This is a genomic window from Caballeronia sordidicola (assembly GCF_001544455.2).
Classification (GTDB): Bacteria; Pseudomonadota; Gammaproteobacteria; order Burkholderiales; family Burkholderiaceae; genus Caballeronia; species Caballeronia sordidicola.
Window position 1 is genome coordinate 22,557 of the sequence record NZ_FCOC02000026.1, and the last position, 20,914, is coordinate 43,470.

Here is a 20,914-nt window from a genome sequence, read left to right on the forward strand (position 1 = left end):
GATTCGAAACGGGATTTGCATCGACGTGGGCTGGGGATCGTGCAGATCGCACGTCAGTCGTGGCGCATGACGGCGCGCGACTGGCGCGCGGGCGAACTGACAATGCTCATTCTCGCGCTCGTTCTGGCGGTTGCCGCGCTGGCGAGTGTCGGTTTTCTCGGCGACCGGATGCGGCAGGGGCTGGAGCGCGATGCGCGGCAGATGATCGCGGCGGATTTTGTCGTGCGCGCCGATCATCCAGTCGATCCCGCGTTTGCCGCCGAAGCGGCGCAACTCAAGCTCAGGACGGCGACCACCGCGATTTTCCCCAGCATGATCAGCGCCGGCGTTCCCGGCGCTGCTTCCGCGCCCGTGGCGCGTCTGTCGGCACTCAAGGCGGTTTCGCCCGGTTATCCGCTGCGCGGCGCGTTGCGCATTGCGCCAGCGGCCGGTCAGCCCGATGCGCCTGCCACGTCCATTCCCGCGCCTGGCACTGTCTGGGCCGATGCCGCCTTGCTCGACGCGCTGAAAGTGCCTGTCGGCGGAATGGTTCGCGTGGGTACGCGTACGTTCAAGGTCGCAGCCATCATCACGCGCGAACTGGATCGCGGTTTTTCGTTCGTGAGCTTTTCGCCGCGCCTGATGATGCGCGACGACGAACTCGCCTCCACCGGCCTCGTGACCTTTGGCAGCCGCGTGACGTATCGGCTATTGGTGGCCGGGCCGGATGCGCAGGTCAAGCAGTTCGCCGAGTTCGCACGCGACAAGGTCGATGGAAAAGCGAATGGCGCGTCAGGTGGCGCAGCGGCGCAAGGCGGCAAGCTTCGCGGGGTTGCGCTCGAATCGCTGCAGGACGGCCAGCCGCAGGTGCGTCAGACCATCGACCGGGCGAGCCACTTTCTCACCCTCGTTTCGTTGCTGACCGCGTTGCTTGCCGCGGTCGCGATTGCGATGGCGTCGCATCGCTTCGCGCGCCGTCATCTCGATGGTTGCGCCGCCATGCGCTGTCTCGGCGTGAGTCAGACGACGTTGCGGTCGTTGTTTATCGGCGAGTTCTTGCTGGTGGGGGTGCTGGGCAGTGTGGTTGGCGTCGTGCTTGGTTTCGGCGGCCATCTGGTGTTGCTCAGCTGGCTAGGAACGCTTGTCGATGTCGAATTGCCGTCGCCGAGCATCTGGCCGGCGTTGCAGGGCGTGGCAACCGGACTTGTGCTTCTGCTCGGTTTTGCCGTTCCACCGTTGTTGCCGCTCACGCGCGTGCCGCCGGTGCGCGTGATTCGCCGTGAACTCGGCGACGCAGGCCGGATCGCCTGGGTCGCCTACGCGGCCGGCGTGCTGCTGTTCGCCGGCCTGCTCGTGATCGCGGCGGGCGAATGGAAGCTCGGCGGGATCGTGGCGGGTGGTTTCGCGGGCGGCCTGCTCGTGTTCGGCGGGATTGCGCGTGTGGGGCTCTGGGCGGCCGCGCGGTTTGTGCGCAGCGAGCGCGTGGGCGCAGGCGTGGGCTGGCGTTATGCGCTGGCGTCGCTAGAACGGCGCAGCGGGGCTAGCGCGTTGCAGATCACGGCCTTGGGTATCGGTTTGATGTGCCTGTTGCTGATCGCCATGACGCGCAGCGATTTGATCGCCGGCTGGCGGCAGTCCACGCCGCCCGATGCGCCCAATCAGTTTCTGATCGATATCCAGCCCGACCAGCGCGCCGGCGTCACCACGTATCTGAAGCAGCATGGACAGGCCGACGCGGCGTTGTCGCCCATGGTTCGCGGCCGTCTTGTCGCGGTCAACGGCAAGGCTGTCAGCCCGGACAATTACGAGAAAGCCGACGCCAAACGGCTGGTCGACCGTGAATTCAACCTCTCGTACACCACGGAACTGCCGAGCGACAACCGCCTGGTCGGCGGCGACTGGTACGGCACGGACGGCAAGCCGCAGGTATCCATAGAACAAGGGCTCGCCAAGACCATCGGCGTGAAACTGGGCGACACGCTGCGCTTCGACGTCGCCGGCATGCAAGTCGAGGGGCCGGTCACGAGCTTGCGCAAGGTCGACTGGAATTCGTTCAAGGTGAACTTCTTCGTGCTGATGCCGCCGCCGTCCATCAGCGACCTGCCTGCCACGTTCATCACGAGCTTTCATTTGCCGCCGGGGCAGCAGGGATTGATCGACGGACTGGTCGGCCAGTATCCGAACGTGACCGCCATCGATACCGCGCCGATCCTCGCGCAAATCCAGCGCGTGCTGGAACAGGTGATCGGCGCCGTGCAGTTCCTCTTCATCTTCACGCTGGCAGCTGGCGTGCTCGTGTTGTACGCCGCGCTTGCCGGCACGCGTGACGAACGCATGCGCGAGTCCGCGCTGCTGCGCGCGCTCGGCGCGTCGCACAAGCAGGTGCGCTCGGTGCAGACGGCGGAATTCATCGCGGTTGGCGCACTAAGCGGCCTGATGGCGGCGCTTGGCGCGCAAGGCATAGGCTTTTTGCTGGCGACGCGCGTGTTCGAGTTTCACATCGACTTCAATCCGTGGCTCGTGCCGGCTGGCATTGCGGCGGGTGTCGTCTGTTCGGGGCTGGGCGGCTGGATGAGCCTGCGCCGCGTGCTGTCGCGTCCCGCATTGCAGTCGCTGCGGGACGCCTGAGATATTTTTTGATAATCAAGCATGACCGACGCAACATCCCAGGAAACGCAGCAAGCTACGGCATTCGAATTGATCGGCGGCGAGGAGCGTGTCCGTGCGCTCGTCGACCGGTTCTATGACTTGATGGATCTGGAACCCGAATTTGCGGTACTGCGCGGCTTGCATCCGCCTACGCTCGACAATTCCCGCGACAAATTCTTCTGGTTCCTGTGCGGCTGGATGGGCGGCCCCGATTACTACATCAGCAAATTTGGCCATCCGCGCTTGCGCGCGCGGCATCTGCCGTTCGCGATTGCATCGCCGGAGCGCGATCAATGGCTGCGCTGCATGGCGTGGGCAATGGAAGACATCGGGCTCGCCGAGCCCATGCGTGAACGCCTGCTCACGTCCTTCTTCGATACCGCCGACTGGATGCGCAATCGTCCCGGCTGAGCGGTAAAAACCTATCGTCCGCCGGCAACATCGAGCAACGCGCCCGTCACATAAGACGACGCGTCCGACAAAAGCCACACAATCGATTCCGCGACTTCATTAGCGGTTCCGGGCCGGCCGAGCGGGGCCAGCGCGCCCAATTGCGCCGCGCGATCCGGCTTGCCGCCGCTCGCGTGAATCTCGGTATCGATCAGTCCGGGCCGCACGGCATTCACGCGCACGCCTTCTGGTCCGAGTTCCTTGGCAAGCCCGATGGTCAGCGTATCGACGGCGCCTTTGGAACCGGCGTAATCCACGTACTCGTTGGGTGAGCCCAGCCGCGCCGCCGCAGATGAAATATTCACGATCGACCCGCCGACACCGCCGCGCTTCGTCGACATGCGCCGCGCCGCTTCGCGCGCGCCGAGATAGGCGCCGAGGACGTTGGTATCGAAGACGCGTTTCATGCGCGCCACGTCCATGTCGGCCAGCGGCGAACCCGGCGCGACAATGCCCGCGTTGTTCACGAAGCCATCGATCGGGCCGAAAGCCTTCTCAATGGCGTTGAACAGGGCGACCACGTCCGCTTCCTGGCTGACGTCGCCCTGGATTGCGATAGCGCGCCCGCCCGCAGCCTCCACTCGGGCGACGGTTTCATCGGCGGCGGCGCGGTTCGTCGCGTAGTTCACGCCGACCGACCAGCCGCGCGCCGCGCACAACAAGGCGGCCGAGCGCCCAATGCCGCGGCTCCCGCCCGTGATCAAGACGATCTTTGGCATCTTCAACGTTCCTGGTTCAGACAGCGTCGCGTTTCTCGGGCCAGCGATCGATAGCCGGCGGTGCGTAAGCCTTGAGCGCGCCGATCAGTTTCACCGGATCGGATTCGACCTGAAGCATGTCGAGGAACGGCGCGCGCATGAAACCTTCCTCGACCGTATGACGCAGCATGTCGAGAAGCGGATCGTAGTAATGGTCGATGTTCAGCAGTGCAACGGGCTTCTCGTGGTATCGAAGCTGCGCCCACGTATAAACCTCGAATAGCTCTTCGAATGTGCCAACACCGCCTGGCATCGATACAAACGCATCCGAGAAATCGGCCATTTTTTTCTTGCGCTGATGCATGTCGGGTACGACGTGCAGTTCCGTCAAGCCTTTGTGGCCGACTTCCTTGTTCATTAGCAACTCGGGAATCACGCCGATGGCGCGGCCGCCGTGCGCCAGCACTTCGTCGGCGATCGTGCCCATCAAGCCGACGCTTCCGCCGCCATAGACCAGCGCGAGATCCGCTTCGACCAGCGCGCGTCCGAACGCCTTGGCCGCTTCGGCATAGACCGGCCGGGCTCCGTTCGAGGAGCCGCAATATACGCAAACTGCTTTCATTAGATAGGTTCCTTGGGCGCGCCGTCTTCCTTTGGCGCGCGATAGTCGGCAAAGACGCGTTCAGGCATTTTCCCCGACGCGAGGTCATCGAAAATCTGCCGCGAACGGCCGCGCAAATACGGCGCCATCACCGAGATGATATTCAGGCTTGCCTGATGCAATTCCGCGCGAATCGTGTCCTGCTCGTTGTATTTGCGCGGGTTCATGACGAACTGATACGACAGCCAGTACGTCGCGATAATCCCCATGTTGGTCGCGATCACCTTGATCTCCGCGGGCGTCGCGACCATTTCTCCGTCGGCGACAAGCGCGTCGCAGAGCTGCTGCGCGAAGTTCACCTTGTGCGTGATGATCTGCTTGAAGTGCGTTTCCAGTGTGCGGTTGCGGGCAAGCAGGTCATTCAGGTCGCGGTACAAAAAGCGGTATTGCCAGAGGAAATCCGCCATGTACTGCAAGTAAGACCACATTTCGTCGATAGTCGGCCGGTGGTCGTCCGGAAACCGCAGCCGCTTTTCGATCAGTTGCTCGAACTGGGCGAAGATGCTGTTGATGATGTCGTCTTTGTTGCGGAAGTGGTAGTACAGATTGCCTGGACTGATCTCCATCTCTTCCGCGATGGTCGTTGTCGTGACGTTCGGTTCCCCGATGTCGTTGAAGAGCTTCAGCGCCAGTTCGAGAATCCGTTCACGGGTGCGGCGGGGAGGTTTTGCTTCCATATCGTCCGGACCTGGTTGACCGGCTCCCCGCGAGCGCCGTCTGGGCGGCGGCGCGTCGAGCCTTGGGAACCGGAGGCTGTCTTGAATATCGGACGATTATAAACGGGTGGTTCGCGGGGTGGGCTCGCCTCAGAACAGCGAGAGCGTCCATCGCCAGAGAAGCGGACCTACGATCAGTCCCCACGTCAGCACGCACACCAGCAACGCGACCATTACCGCCGCGCTGCCAAAGTCTTTCGCGCGCTTGGAAAGCTCGTGGCGCTCGAGCGAAATCCGGTCGATAGCCGCTTCCACGCTCGAATTGAGCAGTTCCACCATCAAGACGAGCAGCACCGACGCAATCAGCACCGCGCGCTCCACCGGCGAGACCGGCACGAAAATTCCGCAAGGCAGGAGGATGGCCGCGAGCGTGAGTTCCTGACGGAACGCGCTTTCCTCGCGGATTGCCACGCGAAAGCCGTTCAGCGAGTTTTTCATCGCGTGCCAGGCGCGTGTCAGGCCGCGATTGCCCTTGTACGGATTGAAGGGCAGGGAGCCGGGCGTATCGTCGGGACTTAGGGGTTCGTGGGCGTGCGGCGGAGCGTCGATGCCAGCGTTCACCTCTTCATGATCGAAGGGCTCACGGTGAACATAAAGCAACGAGTCCGCTTGCACTGAAGGTTTGGCTTTCACATTGCGGGTCGGTGGGAATGCATTGATTCACGGTTTTTTGCAGGCACAGTATGCCTGCCGTGAGGAGCGGCTGCACAGCAGGCGCCGCTTCTACGCCGCGGCCTGCTTCTGAGTTGCGCCGTGCGCGCCGAGCGGCTTCAGATGCGAGGCAAATTGCTCCGATGCCGCGCGCCACGAAAACTTTTCTGCCCACGCGCGCGCATCGGCACGTTCGATCTTGAGCGCGCGCAGACAGGCTTCCTGCAGGTCTTCATCGAGCGCGCCGGGTCCGTCCGTTCCCAGCACGTCGATAGGACCGGTCACCGGATAAGCCGCCACCGGCGTGCCGCATGCCATGGCTTCGAGCAGCACCAGCCCGAAGGTGTCCGTGCGGCTCGGGAACACGAAAACATCGGCGGCTGCATACACTTTTGCAAGCTCGGCTTGCGACAACACGCCGAGATAGTTCACGTTCGTATAGCGCGATTTCAGTTCCGCAAGCGCCGGACCTTCGCCCGCCACCCACTTCGAACCGGGCAGATCCAGCTTCAAAAAAGCCTCGACATTCTTTTCGACAGCAACCCGTCCAACGTACAAAAAGATCGGCCGCGTGGTGTTGAGAACCTTCGAGTCCATCGGTTGAAAGATATCCAGATCCACGCCGCGTGTCCACAGCACCACGTTCGTGAAACCGAACTTTTCCAGGTCGGTTTTTACAACCGGCGTTGGCGCCATCACCGCTTGTGACGGCTTGTGAAACCAGTGCAGGAACTTGTACGTCGCGGCGAGCGGAATGCCAAAACGGGCCTGAACGTACTCGGGAAATCGTGTGTGATAAGCGGTCGTGAACGGCAGCTTGTGGCGGATGGCAAATGAACGCGCCGCCATGCCAAGCGGGCCTTCCGTTGCAATGTGCAATGCATCAGGCGCGAATTCTTCAATGCGCTGCGCCACGCGGCTTCGCGGCAACAGCGAAAGCCGGATCTCGGGATACGTCGGGCACGGTATGGTCTTGAACTCGAGCGGCGTCAGCAATTCCACGCGATGTCCCAGCGCCGTCAGTTCGCGGCTCGTGCTTTTCAATGTCCGCACGACGCCGTTGACTTGAGGTTCCCATGCGTCGGTCACGATCATGATTTTCATTCGATGGCCTCTCGGTTGTTAAGCGCTCAGGCGGTTGCCCCGGCCTTTTGTGCGTGGTGTTCCGGCGAGCGCAGTACCGTCCAGTACACGATCTTGAGTTCGCCTTCGAAGGTCTCGACGAGCGCTGACAGGCTTTCGACCCAGTCGCCGTCATTGCAGTAGAGAACGCCGTCGATGTCGCGGATCTCCGCTTTGTGAATGTGGCCGCAGACCACGCCATCGCAGCCGCGCCGGCGCGCTTCGTCGGTCATCACGGACTCGAACTTCGAGATGAAGTTGACTGCGTTCTTGACCTGATGCTTGAGGTATTGCGAGAGCGACCAGTAGTTCAGGCCAAAGCGGCTGCGCACGCGATTGAACCAGCGGTTGAGCAGCAGAATGAGCGTGTAGAGCGTGTCGCCGAGATAGGCGAGCCATTTGGCGTGCTGAATAACGCCGTCGAAGAGATCGCCGTGGACAATCCACAAGCGCTTGCCGCCAAGCGTGGTGTGAAACGCTTCCTGGCGTACGTGGATGTCGCCGAATGCGAGGTCGCAGAACTGGCGCGCGGCTTCGTCGTGATTGCCGGGGATGTACACCACCTGCGTGCCCTTGCGGGCCTTGCGCAGGATCTTCTGGATCACGTCGTTGTGCGCCTGCGGCCAGAACCAGCCTTTGCGAAGCTGCCATCCGTCGATGATGTCGCCCACCAGATACAAGTATTCCGAATCATTGTGGCGAAGAAAATCGAGCAGATAGTTCGCCTGGCAGCCGCCGGAACCCAGGTGGATGTCGGAGAGCCAGATGGTGCGGTATCGGTGGTCGGCGGGGTTGTCGTCGGGGCCGCTAGCGGGGCGGAAAGCCGGCTGGGGGATGAGGTTGGCGCTGGTACTTTCTGGCGGGGCGGGCGGTGCGACGTCGGTGCGAAACGCGATGGCTTCCGCATCGCGCAGGGTAATGCCTAACAGATCACTCAGGTTACTCGCAGACGATTTGGTGGCCATGGGCGCGCGCAACGGGTTGCAGTGAGCTCATTGCGCCACGCGCGCATGACGGTGCCATGACAGTCACAAAAACTTCTTATTGGCGAGAGGTGGTTGGGTCGCGGCAATCGAGCCGAAACTTATCGCGATAAATGAAGCACGCGCAAGGTCAACTTTCAGCGCTGATTTTGCCCCTATACTCCCCGGTTTCCAGTGGAATCCTAAGCAAATGGACAATGTAACGGTACGTCCAGTCGTGCACGTTTCGACGTGCAAGATCTGCAATTCTCAAGCGCCTCTTTACGGTGTTGCCGATTTCAACAAAAGTTGTGAAGAAGCGCGCGGACGCTACCTGCCGCTCGTTGGCGTGCCGGTTTATTACCATCGATGCAATCACTGCGGCCTTGTTTTCACGCGCGCATTCGATGACTGGACCAAGGCCGACTATGCGCAGCACATCTACAACGAAGACTATGTGCTGATCGACCCGGATTACATCGATGTACGGCCGGCGTCGAATGCAGGATTCATTCGAGATTTCATCAAGAAGGGGCGAGACCTGAAGTGCCTGGACTATGGCGGCGGCAATGGAACGCTGGCGCGATTGTTACAGGAAGCCGGAGTAGACGCCCACAGTTGGGACCCGATGGACGCAGCCGGCTCACCGTCGCCTTCCGGTCCCTTCGATTTTATCAGCGCTTTCGAAGTGCTCGAACATACGCCGGAACCCGTGGCGACGGTCCGGGAGGCTTTGGGCATGCTGAGTCCGCGCGGCGTGCTGGTGTTTTCGACATTGACCATCGATCACGTGCCCGCACGCGGCATGGACAACTGGTACATCGCGCCGCGCAATGGCCACATCACGCTTTACACGCGCCGCGCCTTGTTGACGCTATTCGAGGGGGAGGGGTATCGCGTGCATCATTTCAACAACAACCTGCACATGGCGTTGAACCACGATCCAGACTGGCTGAGCTAGAACGCAAGCGGTTTGTCAGTCGCTCAAGCGGCGGCTGGCGAGACGGCCACCACGCGCGTTCCGGCCAGGCGGTCGTGCAGGAATTGCCGGGAGGGATCGAGCCAGACAGCGGCTGCCCATACTACGATCCAGCCGGCGCACAGACCCAGCGTGACGGGGATGGTCAGGCCAAGCAGCGGATGCAACGCGAGCGGCGGCAGGAACCACAGCCACGCAAGCGCGAACCGCAAGACGGCGCGCGCTGTGGAAACTTTGGCTCCGCGTGCATCGACTACTTTCAGGCGCCAGGTTTTCATCGGCAGCGTCTGGCCGCCGTGGGTCCAGAAGTACACGAAATAGACCGCCAGCACGATCCCGATCCACGTCATCAACAGGTTGTGATGGGTCAGTCCGTTACGTTGCTGGGTGAGCGTGCTGAACAGATATCCGGCAATAAACACGATCCCAAAAAGGATCACGCCTTCATAGACCATCGTGGCGAGGCGCCGCCGAAGCTTGGGCGCGACCAATGGGGCCCGCGCGAGCGATTCTGAGGAAGCACTCTCCATGGTTCAGGAACCGTTGAAGATCGAGGGCGCCTGTTGAGGCGATACGGGAATCGGCGTGGCGGGAACAAAGCTCGCCGCACTCGGAATGGCCGGGGAAACGGGCGCGGGCGCCGTAGGTTGCGCTTGCGTTGGCTCGGACGCGTGCGGATGCTCCCGGCTGGTAATCAGCCGGTTAATGTCCTTGACTTCGGTTTTTCCAGAGGGCGGCGCGCTGACAACCGTCGGCCGGCGCGGTTTTTCGGTCGCCGCAAGCTTTTTCTTCTGCTCTTCAGGAAGCTTTTGATACGCGTCCCAGGCGCGCTCGCGCTTTTCAACGGGAACGGATTTGGAAACCTGGTAATTTTCCCGCGCGACCTTGCGCTGGTCCGGCGTCATGCGCGCCCATTCCGCCATGCGTTCGTGCAATCGCTTTTGTCCGTCGGGCGAAAGCTTGTGATACCGCGACGCAATCTTCATCCATTTGAGCTTTCGTTCTTCGCTGAACTGATCCCATTGCGTGGCGAAAGGCGCAAGTGCGGTCCGCTGAGCTTCGGTGAGCCGGCTCCAGGCGAGAGGGCTATCGGGAGAAAGCGAGGAGAGCGGAGCCAGCACCTCACCCGCGCTTGCGCCCGTGGGCGCGGACGCGACAGTAACGGCGGAAGCGGCCGGGTAGAAACGCGGATAGGTGGCGGCAAACGCGACGAGCCCCGCAATTGCGCATCCAAAGACAATCGCGAGGCCGCGCTTGTAACTCACCCGATAACTCCTGCAGACTTAATGATTGCGCGTCAGGTACGCGTTGAAACCGTGGTCGAGATACGCGTCGAGCGGAAGATTGTCGCTCAGCATGGCGGCGTCGATATCGGCGAGTTCGGCGGTGCGCTGCTGATCTTCCCAGTAAGCGATGCCGGCCAGCCCGATCACAAGCGCGAGCAGCGGCCAAGCAAGCGTCAGGCGCGAAAAGCGGCCGCGTTTGCCGGCGGAGCGAGGACCAGCGCCTGCGGCGCCAAAGCCGGGCGCCATGCCTGCGCCAGCGAGTGCAGGCGCAAAGACCGGCGCCGCGACTTTCTCCGGTTTCTTGCGCGCGAGCGCCGTCCGGCGCGCCGCCGCGAGCTTGTCGAGCGACGCGGCGGGCAGCGTTGTAATACTTTCGTCAAGCGCGCGGCGTACCTTCAGCGCGAATTCGGCTTCTTTCTGATCGAGAGCGTTGCTCATAGCGTGATTCCTTTCGCCTTCAGCGCGTGTGCCAGCGCATGCGTGGCCCGCGAGCAATGCGTTTTTACGCTGCCCTCAGAGCAGCCCATTGCAGCGGCGGTTTCGGCGACATCCATATCCTCCCAGTAACGCATGAGAAACGCTTCCCGTTGACGTGCTGGCAGTTTCTGGATTTCCGCGTCGATCAGATTGAGCACCTGTTCGCGCTCAAGCCGGCTTTCGCTGCTCTCCGCACCGACCGTGCCATCCTGCGATTCGAAGGTTTCGAGGGGGTCGAATTCGTCGTCGTCGGCGTTGCCAAACGATGAAAACAGGCTCACCCACGTATTCCTGACCTTCTGGCGCCGGAAATAGTCGTGCGTTGCATTCTGCAGGATACGCTGAAACAAAAGCGGCAATTCGGCCGGAGGGCGGTCGCCGTATTTTTCGGCGAGCTTGATCATCGCATCCTGAACGATGTCGAGCGCCGCGTCGTCGTCACGTACGGTGTACACCGTCTGCTTGAACGCGCGCCTTTCGACGCCCGCCAGAAAATCGGCGAGTTCCTTGTCTGATGCCATCCGTGAGGCCCGGCGCAACGAGTGTGCGTCGATAAGGGTTGGTGAGAGGTTAAAAACCTGCGGATGCTAGCAAACTTTTGGGTGAACAGCGAGGAATTGCACCATCGCCGGACGATGAATAACAGACTTTTCTACGGAATTTCAGAGAATTCTGAGCCTTTCAACCGCGAATCCGGTCTGTTCCAGCGGCAAGTCCGGGAAATTTTTGCTTGACGGACTTTATTGCCTCGGGCTATCGTTTCCGACTCGCATCATAAAGTGAACTGTCTCTTTGAGGCGAGCCCAAGAAGCCCGCTTCCCATTTAGACGCGCCGCTTGAACCCGAGCCACAAGCCCGGCAGAGAGCACCCAATCAATTTTTTGCCGAAAATTCGAAAGGTGAATGTATGAATATGCCCAGCGCGGAATTCTCCACGTCGGATACGACTCCTCCACTCGAAGCGCAATCCATTGGCGGCACCGTGCTCATGCGCGCGCTGGCCGACGAGAACGTCGAGTTTATCTGGGGCTATCCCGGCGGCTCGGTACTTTATATCTACGACGAGCTGTACAAGCAGGACCAGATTCAGCACATCCTCGTGCGCCACGAACAGGCCGCGGTTCATGCCGCCGACGCCTATGCGCGCTCAACGGGCAATGTCGGTGTGTGCCTTGTGACATCCGGCCCCGGCGTCACCAATGCGGTGACCGGTATCGCCACGGCTTACATGGATTCCATCCCGCTCGTGATCATCAGCGGTCAGGTTCCAACTGCCGCGATCGGCCAGGATGCGTTCCAGGAGTGCGACACGGTCGGCATCACGCGTCCATGCGTGAAGCACAACTTCCTCGTGAAGGACGTGCGCGAACTTGCCGCCACCATCAAGAAAGCATTTTTCATCGCGCGCACAGGCCGTCCCGGCCCGGTGCTGATCGACATTCCGAAGGACGTGTCGAAGACGCCTTGCAAATACGAGCCGATCAAATCCGTCTCGCTGCGTTCCTACAACCCGGTCACCAAGGGCCATTCGGGCCAGATCCGCAAGGCCGTGCAGCTTTTGCTCTCGGCGAAGCGTCCGTATATCTATACCGGCGGCGGCATCATCCTGGCGAACGCTGCGCGCGAGCTGAACCAGTTTGCCGACCTGCTCGGTTATCCGGTCACGAATACGCTGATGGGCCTGGGCGGCTATCGCGCGGACAAGAAGCAGTTTCTCGGCATGCTCGGCATGCATGGCACGTACGAAGCCAACATGGCCATGCAGCACTGCGACGTGCTGATTGCAATCGGCGCGCGTTTCGACGACCGCGTGATCGGCGATCCGGAACATTTTGCGTCGCACGCGAAGAAGATCATTCACATCGACATTGATCCGTCGTCCATCTCCAAGCGCGTGAAAGTCGATATCCCCATTGTCGGCGACGTGAAGGAAGTGCTGAAGGAACTGATCGAGCAGTTGCAGACAGCCGAACATGGACCGGATACCGCGGCGCTCGCCGACTGGTGGAAGGATATTGAGGCGTGGCGCTCGAAGGACTGCCTCAAGTTCGATCGCGAAAGCGAAATCATCAAGCCGCAATACGTGGTCGAAAAGGCCTGGGAACTCACCGGCGGCGAAGCATTCGTCTGCTCGGACGTGGGCCAGCACCAGATGTGGGCCGCGCAGTTCTACAAGTTCAACCACCCGCGCCGCTGGATCAATTCGGGCGGTCTCGGCACCATGGGCTTTGGCCTGCCGGCCGCCATGGGCGTGAAGATGGCGCATCCGGACGACGAAGTGCTGTGCATCACGGGCGAAGGCTCGATCCAGATGTGCATCCAGGAATTGTCGACGTGCAAGCAGTACAACACGCCGGTCAAGATCATCTCGCTGAACAACCGCTATCTCGGCATGGTTCGCCAGTGGCAGCAGATCGAATACAAGAAGCGCTACTCCAGTTCGTATATGGACGCGCTGCCTGATTTCGTGAAGCTCGCGGAGGCATATGGCCATGTGGGCATGCGCATCGAGCACACGCGCGACGTCGAACCGGCGCTGAAGGAAGCGCTGCGCCTGAAGGATCGCACGGTGTTTCTCGACTTCCAGACAGATCCCACCGAAAACGTCTTTCCGATGGTCCAGGCAGGCAAGGGCATCACGGAAATGCTGCTCGGATCGGAAGATCTATAACGGCTGTTTTCTCGTGCGGATTCGCGCGCGCCCGTCTTCACAAAAGACGCCGGCCCGCGCACGGATCTCGCGAAAACGCGCTATCTAACTGGATTAATCGGGAACGCAAACATCATGAGACACATCATTTCCGTGCTGCTGGAAAACGAACCGGGCGCGTTATCGCGTGTCGTCGGGCTCTTTTCGGCGCGTGGCTACAACATTGAGACCTTGACGGTGGCGCCGACCGAAGACAGCTCGCTGTCGCGGCTCACCATCGTTTCCATTGGCTCGGACGACGTGATCGAACAGATCACGAAGCACCTGAACCGCCTGATCGAGGTGGTGAAAGTGGTCGACCTGACAGAGGGCGCCCACATCGAGCGCGAGCTGATGCTGATCAAGGTAAGGGCGGTCGGCAAGGAACGGGAAGAGATGAAGCGGATGGCGGATATCTTCCGCGGCCGCATTATCGATGTCACCGAAAAAAGCTACACGATGGAACTGACGGGCGCTTCCGACAAGCTCGATGCCTTTATTCAGGGGCTCGATGCGACGGCGATTCTGGAAACCGTGCGCACGGGAAGTTCCGGCATTGGCCGGGGCGAGCGCATCCTGAAGGTTTGAGAACCGCTGTAAAGAACCCGTATTATTGGCATCCACTTCAACGCATCATCGAATCAACGAATTCAACTTAAGGCAAAGGAACCGACATGAAAGTTTTCTACGACAAAGACGCCGATCTCTCCCTCATCAAGGGCAAGCAGGTCACGATCATCGGCTATGGCTCGCAAGGCCATGCACACGCACTGAACCTGAAGGACAGCGGCGTGAACGTGACGGTCGGCCTGCGCAAGAACGGCGCATCGTGGAGCAAGGCTGAGAAGGCCGGACTGAAGGTCAAGGAAGTGGCCGAAGCCGTGAAGGGCGCAGATGTGGTCATGATGCTGCTGCCGGACGAGCAGATCGCCGAAGTCTACAAGAACGAAGTGCACGACAACGCCAAGGAAGGCGCTGCATTGGCATTCGCGCACGGTTTCAACGTGCATTACGGCCAGGTCATCCCGCGCACCGACCTCGACGTGATCATGATCGCCCCGAAGGCGCCGGGTCACACCGTGCGCGGCACGTACGCACAAGGCGGCGGCGTTCCGCACCTGATCGCGGTCGCGCAGGACAAGTCGGGCTCGGCGCGAGACGTGGCTTTGTCGTATGCAGCGGCGAACGGCGGCGGCCGTGCCGGCATTATTGAAACGAATTTCCGTGAAGAAACCGAAACGGACTTGTTCGGCGAGCAGGCTGTTCTGTGCGGCGGTACGGTCGACCTGATCAAGGCCGGCTTCGAAACGCTGGTGGAAGCGGGTTACGCGCCGGAAATGGCTTACTTCGAATGCCTGCATGAACTGAAGCTGATCGTCGACCTGATTTATGAAGGCGGTATCGCCAACATGAACTACTCGATCTCGAACAACGCCGAATATGGCGAGTACGTGACGGGTCCGAAGATCGTGACGGCTGAAACGAAGAAGGCGATGAAGCAGGTTCTCACGGACATCCAGACCGGCGAGTACGCGAAGAGCTTCATCATTGAAAACCGTGCGGGTGCGCCGACGCTGCAATCGCGCCGCCGGCTTACGGCCGAGCACCAGATCGAAACGGTTGGCGCCAAGCTGCGCGCAATGATGCCGTGGATTGCCGCCAACAAGCTGGTGGATCAGTCGAAGAACTAAATATCGCCTGATTTTGCTTGAACGACCGGCGTTGTTTGCCGGTCATAGTGAAGACCGAAAGCCGTCCGGGGTCGTTGGGCTCCGGACGGCTTTTGCTATCCTACGGTTTTACTAAAAATACAGAACCTGTTCATGAACTATCCACATCCGATCATCGCGCGCGAAGGCTGGCCGTTTATTGCCATTGCGGTTGTCATTGCCGTGTTGATCCAGGCCATCGGCGGCTTTGGTTTTGCCTGGCCGTTCTGGCTGCTCGCGATTTTCGTCGTGCAGTTTTTCCGCGATCCCGCCCGCCCGATTCCCGTTCAGGCCAACGCCGTGCTGTGTCCCGCCGATGGCCGGATCGTCGCTGTGGAAACGGCTCACGACCCTTACGCGAATCGCGAAGCCCTGAAGATCAGCGTGTTCATGAACGTGTTCAATGTGCACTCGCAGCGCTCGCCAGTCGATGGCGCGATCAGCAAGGTCGAGTATTTCCCGGGTTCGTACCTGAACGCCGCCGTCGACAAGGCATCGACCGAGAATGAGCGCAATGCCATCGTGATCCAGACCGCGGCGGGGCACACGGTCACGTCGGTGCAGATCGCGGGGCTGATTGCGCGGCGCATTTTGTGCTATGTCCACGTGGGCGAGCCGCTCAATCGTGGCCAGCGTTATGGTTTTATCCGCTTTGGATCGCGCGTTGACGTGTATTTACCGGTGGGAAGCCGTCCGCGTGTGGCGATTGGCGAGAAAGTATCGGCGTCGTCCACGATTCTTGCCGAGTTCGCCGAGTAATCGAGCTCGTCCAGCTAATCGAGCTGAAACAAACAGTTTAAACAAGCGGTAAAACCAGGCTGCACAACGGAGGACTCGATGGCGGCACTCAAACCGCGCCGGACGCGAAGCACCGCAACACCACCGCGGGCGTTTCGCCGCAACAAGTCGACGCAAGATATTGGCGTGCTCGAAACGAGGCGTGCGAAGCGGCAACAGTTTTTGAGGAAGCGCGGCATCTATTTGCTGCCCAACGCATTCACCACGGCGGCGTTGTTCTGCGGCTTTTTCGCGGTCGTGCAGGCCATGAACGTGCGCTTCGAGATTGCGGCTATCGCGATCTTCGTGGCCATGGTGCTCGACGGCATGGACGGCCGTGTCGCGCGCATGACGCATACGCAAAGCGCGTTTGGCGAGCAGTTCGACAGTCTCTCGGACATGGTGTCGTTCGGCGTCGCGCCCGCGCTGGTGATGTATGAATGGATCCTGAAGGATCTCGGCCGCTGGGGCTGGCTCGCGGCTTTCGTCTATTGCTCGGGCGCGGCGTTGCGGCTTGCGCGCTTCAATACGAACGTGGGCGTGGTCGATAAACGCTATTTCCAGGGCCTGCCGAGTCCGGCAGCGGCAGCGCTGATCGCGGGTTTCGTGTGGCTCGCCACCGATAACCGCGTGCCGCTCAAGCTGGTATGGCTGCCGTGGGTGGCGTTTGCACTGACCATCTATGCGGGCGTGACCATGGTGTCGAACGCGCCGTTCTACAGCGGCAAGGCGCTCGACGTCCGTTTTCGCGTGCCGTTCGCCGGGGTGTTGCTGGTGGTGGTGGCGTTTGTGCTCGTGTCGTCCGATCCGCCGCTGATGTTGTTTGGACTTTTTGTGCTTTATGGCTTCTCGGGCTATGCCTGGTGGGGATATATGAGTTTGAGAGGACGGCCGAATCCGGCACGCTCATCGGAAAAAGCGCATTGAATATGACGCGCATCGGTTTTTACGGCCGATGCGCTTTTTTTGTGGCTGCGCGATTACAAAACCCCAATCACCCTGATCGGAAAGCCCAATTGCACGCTCTCAAAAATGCCGTTATAGTCTGCGAATGAATTTTTTCGCCCATCTCCTCTCGTTGTCCCTAGCCGGTGCGCCGCTACGCGCGCTACCGCTACTGGCGCGCCTGCCGCGCTAAGCTTCCCGCCTCCCGTCTGCTCGTTCGTGGTTTTCGACGCCAGCGGTGGCGCGAACACCCGAATTCCGTATCGCTTTTCTCCACCGTTTTCTTAAATCTAAAAGTCCCTACTGGAGCCCGAACATGGCAGACAAACTCATCATTTTCGACACGACGCTTCGCGATGGCGAGCAATCCCCGGGCGCGTCGATGACAAAAGACGAGAAGATCCGGATCGCAAAAGCACTCGAAAGGATGAAGGTCGATGTCATCGAAGCCGGTTTCGCCGCCAGTTCGAACGGTGATTTCGACGCGATCCATACGATTGCGGGCCTGATCAAGGACAGCACGATCTGCTCGCTCGCCCGCGCCAACGACAAGGACATCCAGCGCGCCGCCGACGCGCTCAAGCCTGCCGATCACTTCCGGATTCATACGTTCATCGCGACCTCCGCGCTGCATATGGAAAAGAAGCTGCGCATGAGCGCCGATCAGGTCTACGAGCAGGCGCGTCTTGCCACGCGTTTCGCGCGCAAGTTCACCGATGACGTGGAATTCTCGCCGGAAGACGGCAGCCGCTCGGATCTCGACTTCCTGTGCCGCGTGCTCGAGGCGGTGATCGACGAAGGCGCGACCATCATCAATATTCCGGATACCGTCGGCTACGCCGTGCCGGAGGGCTACGGCAACCTCATCAAGACCATCCGCGAACGCGTGCCGAATTCGGACAAGGCGATCTGGTCCGTGCATTGCCACGACGACCTCGGCATGGCGGTCGCCAATTCGCTGGCCGGCGTGCATATCGGTGGGGCGCGCCAGATCGAGTGCACTATCAATGGTCTCGGCGAGCGCGCTGGGAACACGGCGCTCGAAGAAGTCGTGATGGCAATGAAAACGCGCAAGGATTACTACGGGCTGGAACTCGGGATCGACACCACGCATATTGTCCCGACTTCCAAGCTGGTGTCGCAGATCACGGGTTTTGTCGTGCAGCCGAACAAGGCCGTGGTCGGCGCGAACGCGTTTGCGCATGCATCCGGCATTCACCAGGACGGCGTGCTCAAGGCGCGCGATACCTACGAAATCATGCGCGCGGAAGACGTGGGCTGGTCGACCAACAAGATCGTGCTCGGCAAGTTGTCGGGCCGGAACGCGTTCAAGCAGCGTCTGGAAGACCTCGGCGTGACGCTGGAATCGGAAACGGACGTAAACGCCGCGTTCGTGCGTTTCAAGGAACTCGCCGACCGCAAATCGGAAATCTTCGATGAAGACATCATGGCGATCGTCTCCGAGGAATCGGCCGAGGCTCAGGCAAAGGAAACGTTCCGCTTCGTCTCGCTTGCGCAGCACTCCGAGACGGGTGAGCAGCCGCACGCACGCGTGGTGTTCGCCGTCGATGGAACCGAAGTGCGTGGCGAAGCGCGCGGCAATGGTCCGGTGGACGCGACGCTCCACGCGATTGAATCGAAGGTGACGAGCGGCGCCGAGCTCGTGCTGTACTCGGTCAACGCAATCACAACCGGTACGCAGGCTCAGGGCGAAGTGACCGTGCGCTTGTCAAAGAGCGGCCGGATTGTGAATGGCGTGGGCACGGATCCGGACATCGTGGCGGCATCGGCGAAAGCGTATCTCGCCGCGCTCAACAAGCTTCATTCGAAAGTCGAGAAGCTCAATCCGCAGCTTTCCTGATTTCGATGGATGTAAAGCAAGGCGTTTGATCCGGTCGCCTTGCTGATTGAAACGGCTCTCGCCAAAAGCGGGGGCCGTTTTTTAATTGGTTTGCGATCAACGAAATGTCCGTTTGGTTTCGGGGCCGCGACGAAAAAATGCCGCGTTTGACGGCGGCATGATTTCAATGAATGTCTTCCCGGTGCATCAGAAGAAATTCCTGCGATCGGGATCGTGCAGCGGATCCGGCGTTTTTTGCGTCAGGCGCACAATGCCCTGGTCATCGAAATAGAAGCTGAACATCATGTACCAGTATCCTGCTTCCATATACCGGTAAGTCCAGACTTCGCGCTTCATCAGCGGAAAGTAGGACGTCTCCACGGGCCGTCCGAAATTGAGGAGCACGTCCTTGCGGGTCCACGTGCCGATCTGCGCCTTGTAGAACTCGTTTTCATCGAGAACCTGACGCACGCTCACGATTTTCCCCGATGCATCGATATCCGCCGCCGTCGTGACTTCGCCCAGCGGCTGCGTGGGCCACATCAGGCGTTTGCCGCCATTCGGCAGGTCGTACACTTCTTTCGGCGGCCCGAGCCGCGCCGTCACCGTGGACGCATCCGCGCCCGCCTGATAGTTCTGCCACGGCTGCGCACACGCAGTCAGCAACAGGGCCAGTACCATGACGGCTGGTTTTCGTATCGAATTGATCAACATTGAAGCCTCCTTCGTGTGCGTGTCCACAGGTCATCGTGGGGTTTTTGCTGTGGTGCTTATTTTGACATGGGGCGCAGCGCGTTGCGGGTGATGCGCTCGCTTGTTCAGGAAACGCGCAGGCATGCACCGATATTCCATTACGTCCCATTACGTCGATTGCTCGGACTACGCCGCGCATTCCGGCGAAGCGGCTGTGGATATTGCACGCGGCATGTGCTGCAGCCTATGATCCGCGGTCGAGTTTTTATCCTGGATGAGCGGTATGAAATTGCACGACCGGTTGATTTCGTGGAGCGTCCGTCTTGCGGCGGCCTTGAGCCTTGGCGGTTTTGTTTTCGCTTCGCAGATCTCGGCGGCGCCCGCGCCTGTGCCCAATCTCGCGCCGATCCGAATCGCGATGATCGAAGGCATGTCGGGACCGTTTGCGAACGCGGGCGCGTCGGTCGAGCGCAATCTGCGCTTCGGCGTCGAACGCGTGAACGCCAATGGCGGCGTGGCATTGCCGGACGGCCGGCATCCGCTGCAACTGGTCGTCCTCGACGGCCGGGGCAGCAGCGAAGCCAGTCTTGTCCAGTTGCGCGCGGCAATCGACCAGGGAATCGGCTTCATCGCGCAGGGCAACAGTTCGGCGGTGGCCGCCGCGCTCGTCGATGCCATCAGCAAGCAGAACGCCCGCGACCCTGAACATCGCGTTGTATTCCTGAATTACTCCGCCGACGACCCGGCGCTCACCAACGAGAACTGCAGCTTCTGGCACTTTCGCTTCGATGCCCACGCGGGCATGCGCATGAACGCCCTGGCCGACGTTATCCAGCGTGAGCAATCGGTCAAGAAGGTCTATTTGTTCAACCAGGACTACAGCTTCGGCCACGATGTCAGCCGCGAAGCACAGCGTGCGTTGAAGGAGAGGCGCCCGGACATCGCAATCGTCGCCGATGAATTCATCCCGGCCGGCCGCGTGAAGGATTTCGCGCCGTACATCGCGAAAATTCGTTCGAGCGGCGCCGACGCTGTAATCACCGGCAACTGGGGCAACGACTTGACGCTGCTTGTCAAGGCGGCGCGCGAGCAGGGTCTCGACACGCATTTCTACACTTTTTACGGCAACAGCCTGGGCGCGCCCGCCGCGCTGGGCGAGGCTGGCGTGAAACACGTGGTAGCGGTGGCGGACTGGCATCCGAACGCAGGCGGAGCGGCGTCCGATACCTACTACGCAGCGTTCCGGACCCGTTTCCCGGCACCCGCCGACGATTACCTGTTCCTGCGCATGCCACTGATGATCGAGATGCTGGCGAACGCAATGCAGCAGGCTCGCAGCGCCGATCCGACCGCTATCGCCCGGGCGCTGGAGGGAATGAAGCTCGATACCGGCTTCCAGACAACGGAAATGCGCGCCGCCGATCATCAACTGATTCAGCCCCTTTACGTGATGGAGATGGACCGGGTTGGCACGCCGGGCGTGCGTTTCGACAACGAAGGCTCGGGTTTTGGCTTCCGCACGCTGCTGAAAATCCCGGCGGCCAGCACGTCAATGCCGACAACCTGCCAGATGAAACGTCCCGCACCTTGAAAGAAGCGCGGGAAAGCTTGGGCCCACGCCTATTGCACGA

The 20,914-nt window shown here is 60.7% G+C and carries 20 protein-coding genes and 1 pseudogene; 10 read left to right on the plus strand and 11 right to left on the minus strand.

Features of this window, described 5'->3' with window-relative positions; translation table 11 throughout:
• Positions 1 to 66 precede the first annotated feature (66 nt).
• Together AWB64_RS27050 and AWB64_RS27055 are read left to right on the plus strand one after the other, a co-directional pair.
• Positions 67 to 2,607 carry an ABC transporter permease gene (locus tag AWB64_RS27050; protein ID WP_082850650.1) on the plus strand — a complete coding sequence of 847 codons (2,541 nt, stop codon included), beginning with the start codon at positions 67 to 69 and terminating at the stop codon, positions 2,605 to 2,607.
• A 21-nt stretch (positions 2,608 to 2,628) separates the two neighbouring features.
• A complete protein-coding gene (locus tag AWB64_RS27055; protein ID WP_060858488.1) occupies positions 2,629 to 3,039 on the plus strand; it encodes a group II truncated hemoglobin in 411 nt (136 codons plus the stop codon).
• 11 nt (positions 3,040 to 3,050) lie between these two features.
• Here AWB64_RS27055 and AWB64_RS27060 read toward each other — a convergent pair whose 3' ends face one another.
• The 6 genes and pseudogenes from AWB64_RS27060 to AWB64_RS27085 all read right to left on the minus strand — a co-directional run.
• On the minus strand, positions 3,051 to 3,797 hold the full coding sequence (locus AWB64_RS27060) for an SDR family oxidoreductase (protein ID WP_060858489.1): 747 nt from the start codon (positions 3,795 to 3,797) through the stop codon (positions 3,051 to 3,053).
• A gap of 16 nt (positions 3,798 to 3,813) precedes the next feature.
• A complete protein-coding gene (locus tag AWB64_RS27065) occupies positions 3,814 to 4,398 on the minus strand; it encodes an LOG family protein (RefSeq protein WP_060858490.1) in 585 nt (194 codons plus the stop codon).
• Positions 4,398 to 5,114 (minus strand): TetR/AcrR family transcriptional regulator, encoded by a 717-nt coding sequence (locus AWB64_RS27070; RefSeq protein ID WP_060858491.1) that lies wholly within the window; start codon positions 5,112 to 5,114, stop codon positions 4,398 to 4,400. Before AWB64_RS27070 ends, AWB64_RS27065 begins: the two co-directional genes overlap by 1 nt.
• 129 nt (positions 5,115 to 5,243) lie before the next feature.
• Positions 5,244 to 5,753, minus strand: coding sequence for a diacylglycerol kinase (locus AWB64_RS27075; protein ID WP_374728652.1), 510 nt, complete (start codon positions 5,751 to 5,753; stop codon positions 5,244 to 5,246).
• A gap of 123 nt (positions 5,754 to 5,876) precedes the next feature.
• Complete coding sequence (locus AWB64_RS27080) at positions 5,877 to 6,908, minus strand: glycosyltransferase family 4 protein (RefSeq protein WP_060858493.1); 1,032 nt, start codon at positions 6,906 to 6,908, stop codon at positions 5,877 to 5,879.
• 26 nt (positions 6,909 to 6,934) lie between these two features.
• Positions 6,935 to 7,726: pseudogene (locus tag AWB64_RS27085) on the minus strand (UDP-2,3-diacylglucosamine diphosphatase); the annotation flags it as partial.
• A gap of 373 nt (positions 7,727 to 8,099) precedes the next feature.
• On the opposite strand from AWB64_RS27085, the gene AWB64_RS27090 reads away from it, so the two are divergent.
• Entirely contained in the window at positions 8,100 to 8,849 is a 750-nt protein-coding gene (locus AWB64_RS27090) for a class I SAM-dependent methyltransferase (RefSeq protein WP_060858495.1), read from the plus strand.
• 23 nt (positions 8,850 to 8,872) lie between these two features.
• Here AWB64_RS27090 and AWB64_RS27095 read toward each other — a convergent pair whose 3' ends face one another.
• The 4 genes from AWB64_RS27095 to AWB64_RS27110 are packed head-to-tail and all read right to left on the minus strand — an operon-like array spanning position 8,873 to position 11,151.
• A complete protein-coding gene (locus AWB64_RS27095; RefSeq protein ID WP_060858496.1) occupies positions 8,873 to 9,397 on the minus strand; it encodes an RDD family protein in 525 nt (174 codons plus the stop codon).
• A gap of 3 nt (positions 9,398 to 9,400) precedes the next feature.
• A complete protein-coding gene (locus AWB64_RS27100) occupies positions 9,401 to 10,132 on the minus strand; it encodes a DUF3106 domain-containing protein (RefSeq protein WP_060858497.1) in 732 nt (243 codons plus the stop codon).
• An 18-nt stretch (positions 10,133 to 10,150) separates the two neighbouring features.
• A complete protein-coding gene (locus AWB64_RS27105; RefSeq protein WP_060858498.1) occupies positions 10,151 to 10,591 on the minus strand; it encodes a DUF3619 family protein in 441 nt (146 codons plus the stop codon).
• Entirely contained in the window at positions 10,588 to 11,151 is a 564-nt protein-coding gene (locus AWB64_RS27110) for an RNA polymerase sigma factor (protein WP_056354030.1), read from the minus strand. Before AWB64_RS27110 ends, AWB64_RS27105 begins: the two co-directional genes overlap by 4 nt.
• Positions 11,152 to 11,537: 386 nt before the next feature.
• Between AWB64_RS27110 and AWB64_RS27115 the strand changes: the two genes are divergently transcribed.
• From AWB64_RS27115 to AWB64_RS27140, 6 genes are all read left to right on the plus strand, one after another.
• Positions 11,538 to 13,301, plus strand: coding sequence for an acetolactate synthase 3 catalytic subunit (locus AWB64_RS27115; RefSeq protein ID WP_060858499.1), 1,764 nt, complete (start codon positions 11,538 to 11,540; stop codon positions 13,299 to 13,301).
• Between the two features lie 114 nt (positions 13,302 to 13,415).
• A complete protein-coding gene (gene ilvN, locus AWB64_RS27120; RefSeq protein ID WP_047844600.1) occupies positions 13,416 to 13,907 on the plus strand; it encodes an acetolactate synthase small subunit in 492 nt (163 codons plus the stop codon).
• A gap of 86 nt (positions 13,908 to 13,993) precedes the next feature.
• Positions 13,994 to 15,010, plus strand: a complete 1,017-nt coding sequence (gene ilvC / locus AWB64_RS27125; protein WP_060858500.1) for a ketol-acid reductoisomerase — start codon at positions 13,994 to 13,996, stop codon at positions 15,008 to 15,010.
• Between the two features lie 132 nt (positions 15,011 to 15,142).
• Entirely contained in the window at positions 15,143 to 15,787 is a 645-nt protein-coding gene (locus AWB64_RS27130; protein WP_060858501.1) for a phosphatidylserine decarboxylase, read from the plus strand.
• A gap of 78 nt (positions 15,788 to 15,865) precedes the next feature.
• Complete coding sequence (gene pssA / locus AWB64_RS27135) at positions 15,866 to 16,732, plus strand: CDP-diacylglycerol--serine O-phosphatidyltransferase (RefSeq protein WP_060858502.1); 867 nt, start codon at positions 15,866 to 15,868, stop codon at positions 16,730 to 16,732.
• A gap of 334 nt (positions 16,733 to 17,066) precedes the next feature.
• Positions 17,067 to 18,611, plus strand: coding sequence for a 2-isopropylmalate synthase (locus AWB64_RS27140; RefSeq protein ID WP_060858503.1), 1,545 nt, complete (start codon positions 17,067 to 17,069; stop codon positions 18,609 to 18,611).
• A 186-nt stretch (positions 18,612 to 18,797) separates the two neighbouring features.
• Here AWB64_RS27140 and AWB64_RS27145 read toward each other — a convergent pair whose 3' ends face one another.
• On the minus strand, positions 18,798 to 19,304 hold the full coding sequence (locus AWB64_RS27145) for a hypothetical protein (protein ID WP_060858504.1): 507 nt from the start codon (positions 19,302 to 19,304) through the stop codon (positions 18,798 to 18,800).
• Between the two features lie 262 nt (positions 19,305 to 19,566).
• On the opposite strand from AWB64_RS27145, the gene AWB64_RS27150 reads away from it, so the two are divergent.
• Positions 19,567 to 20,874 carry a branched-chain amino acid ABC transporter substrate-binding protein gene (locus tag AWB64_RS27150; protein WP_082850645.1) on the plus strand — a complete coding sequence of 436 codons (1,308 nt, stop codon included), beginning with the start codon at positions 19,567 to 19,569 and terminating at the stop codon, positions 20,872 to 20,874.
• The last annotated feature ends 40 nt before the right edge of the window (positions 20,875 to 20,914 follow it).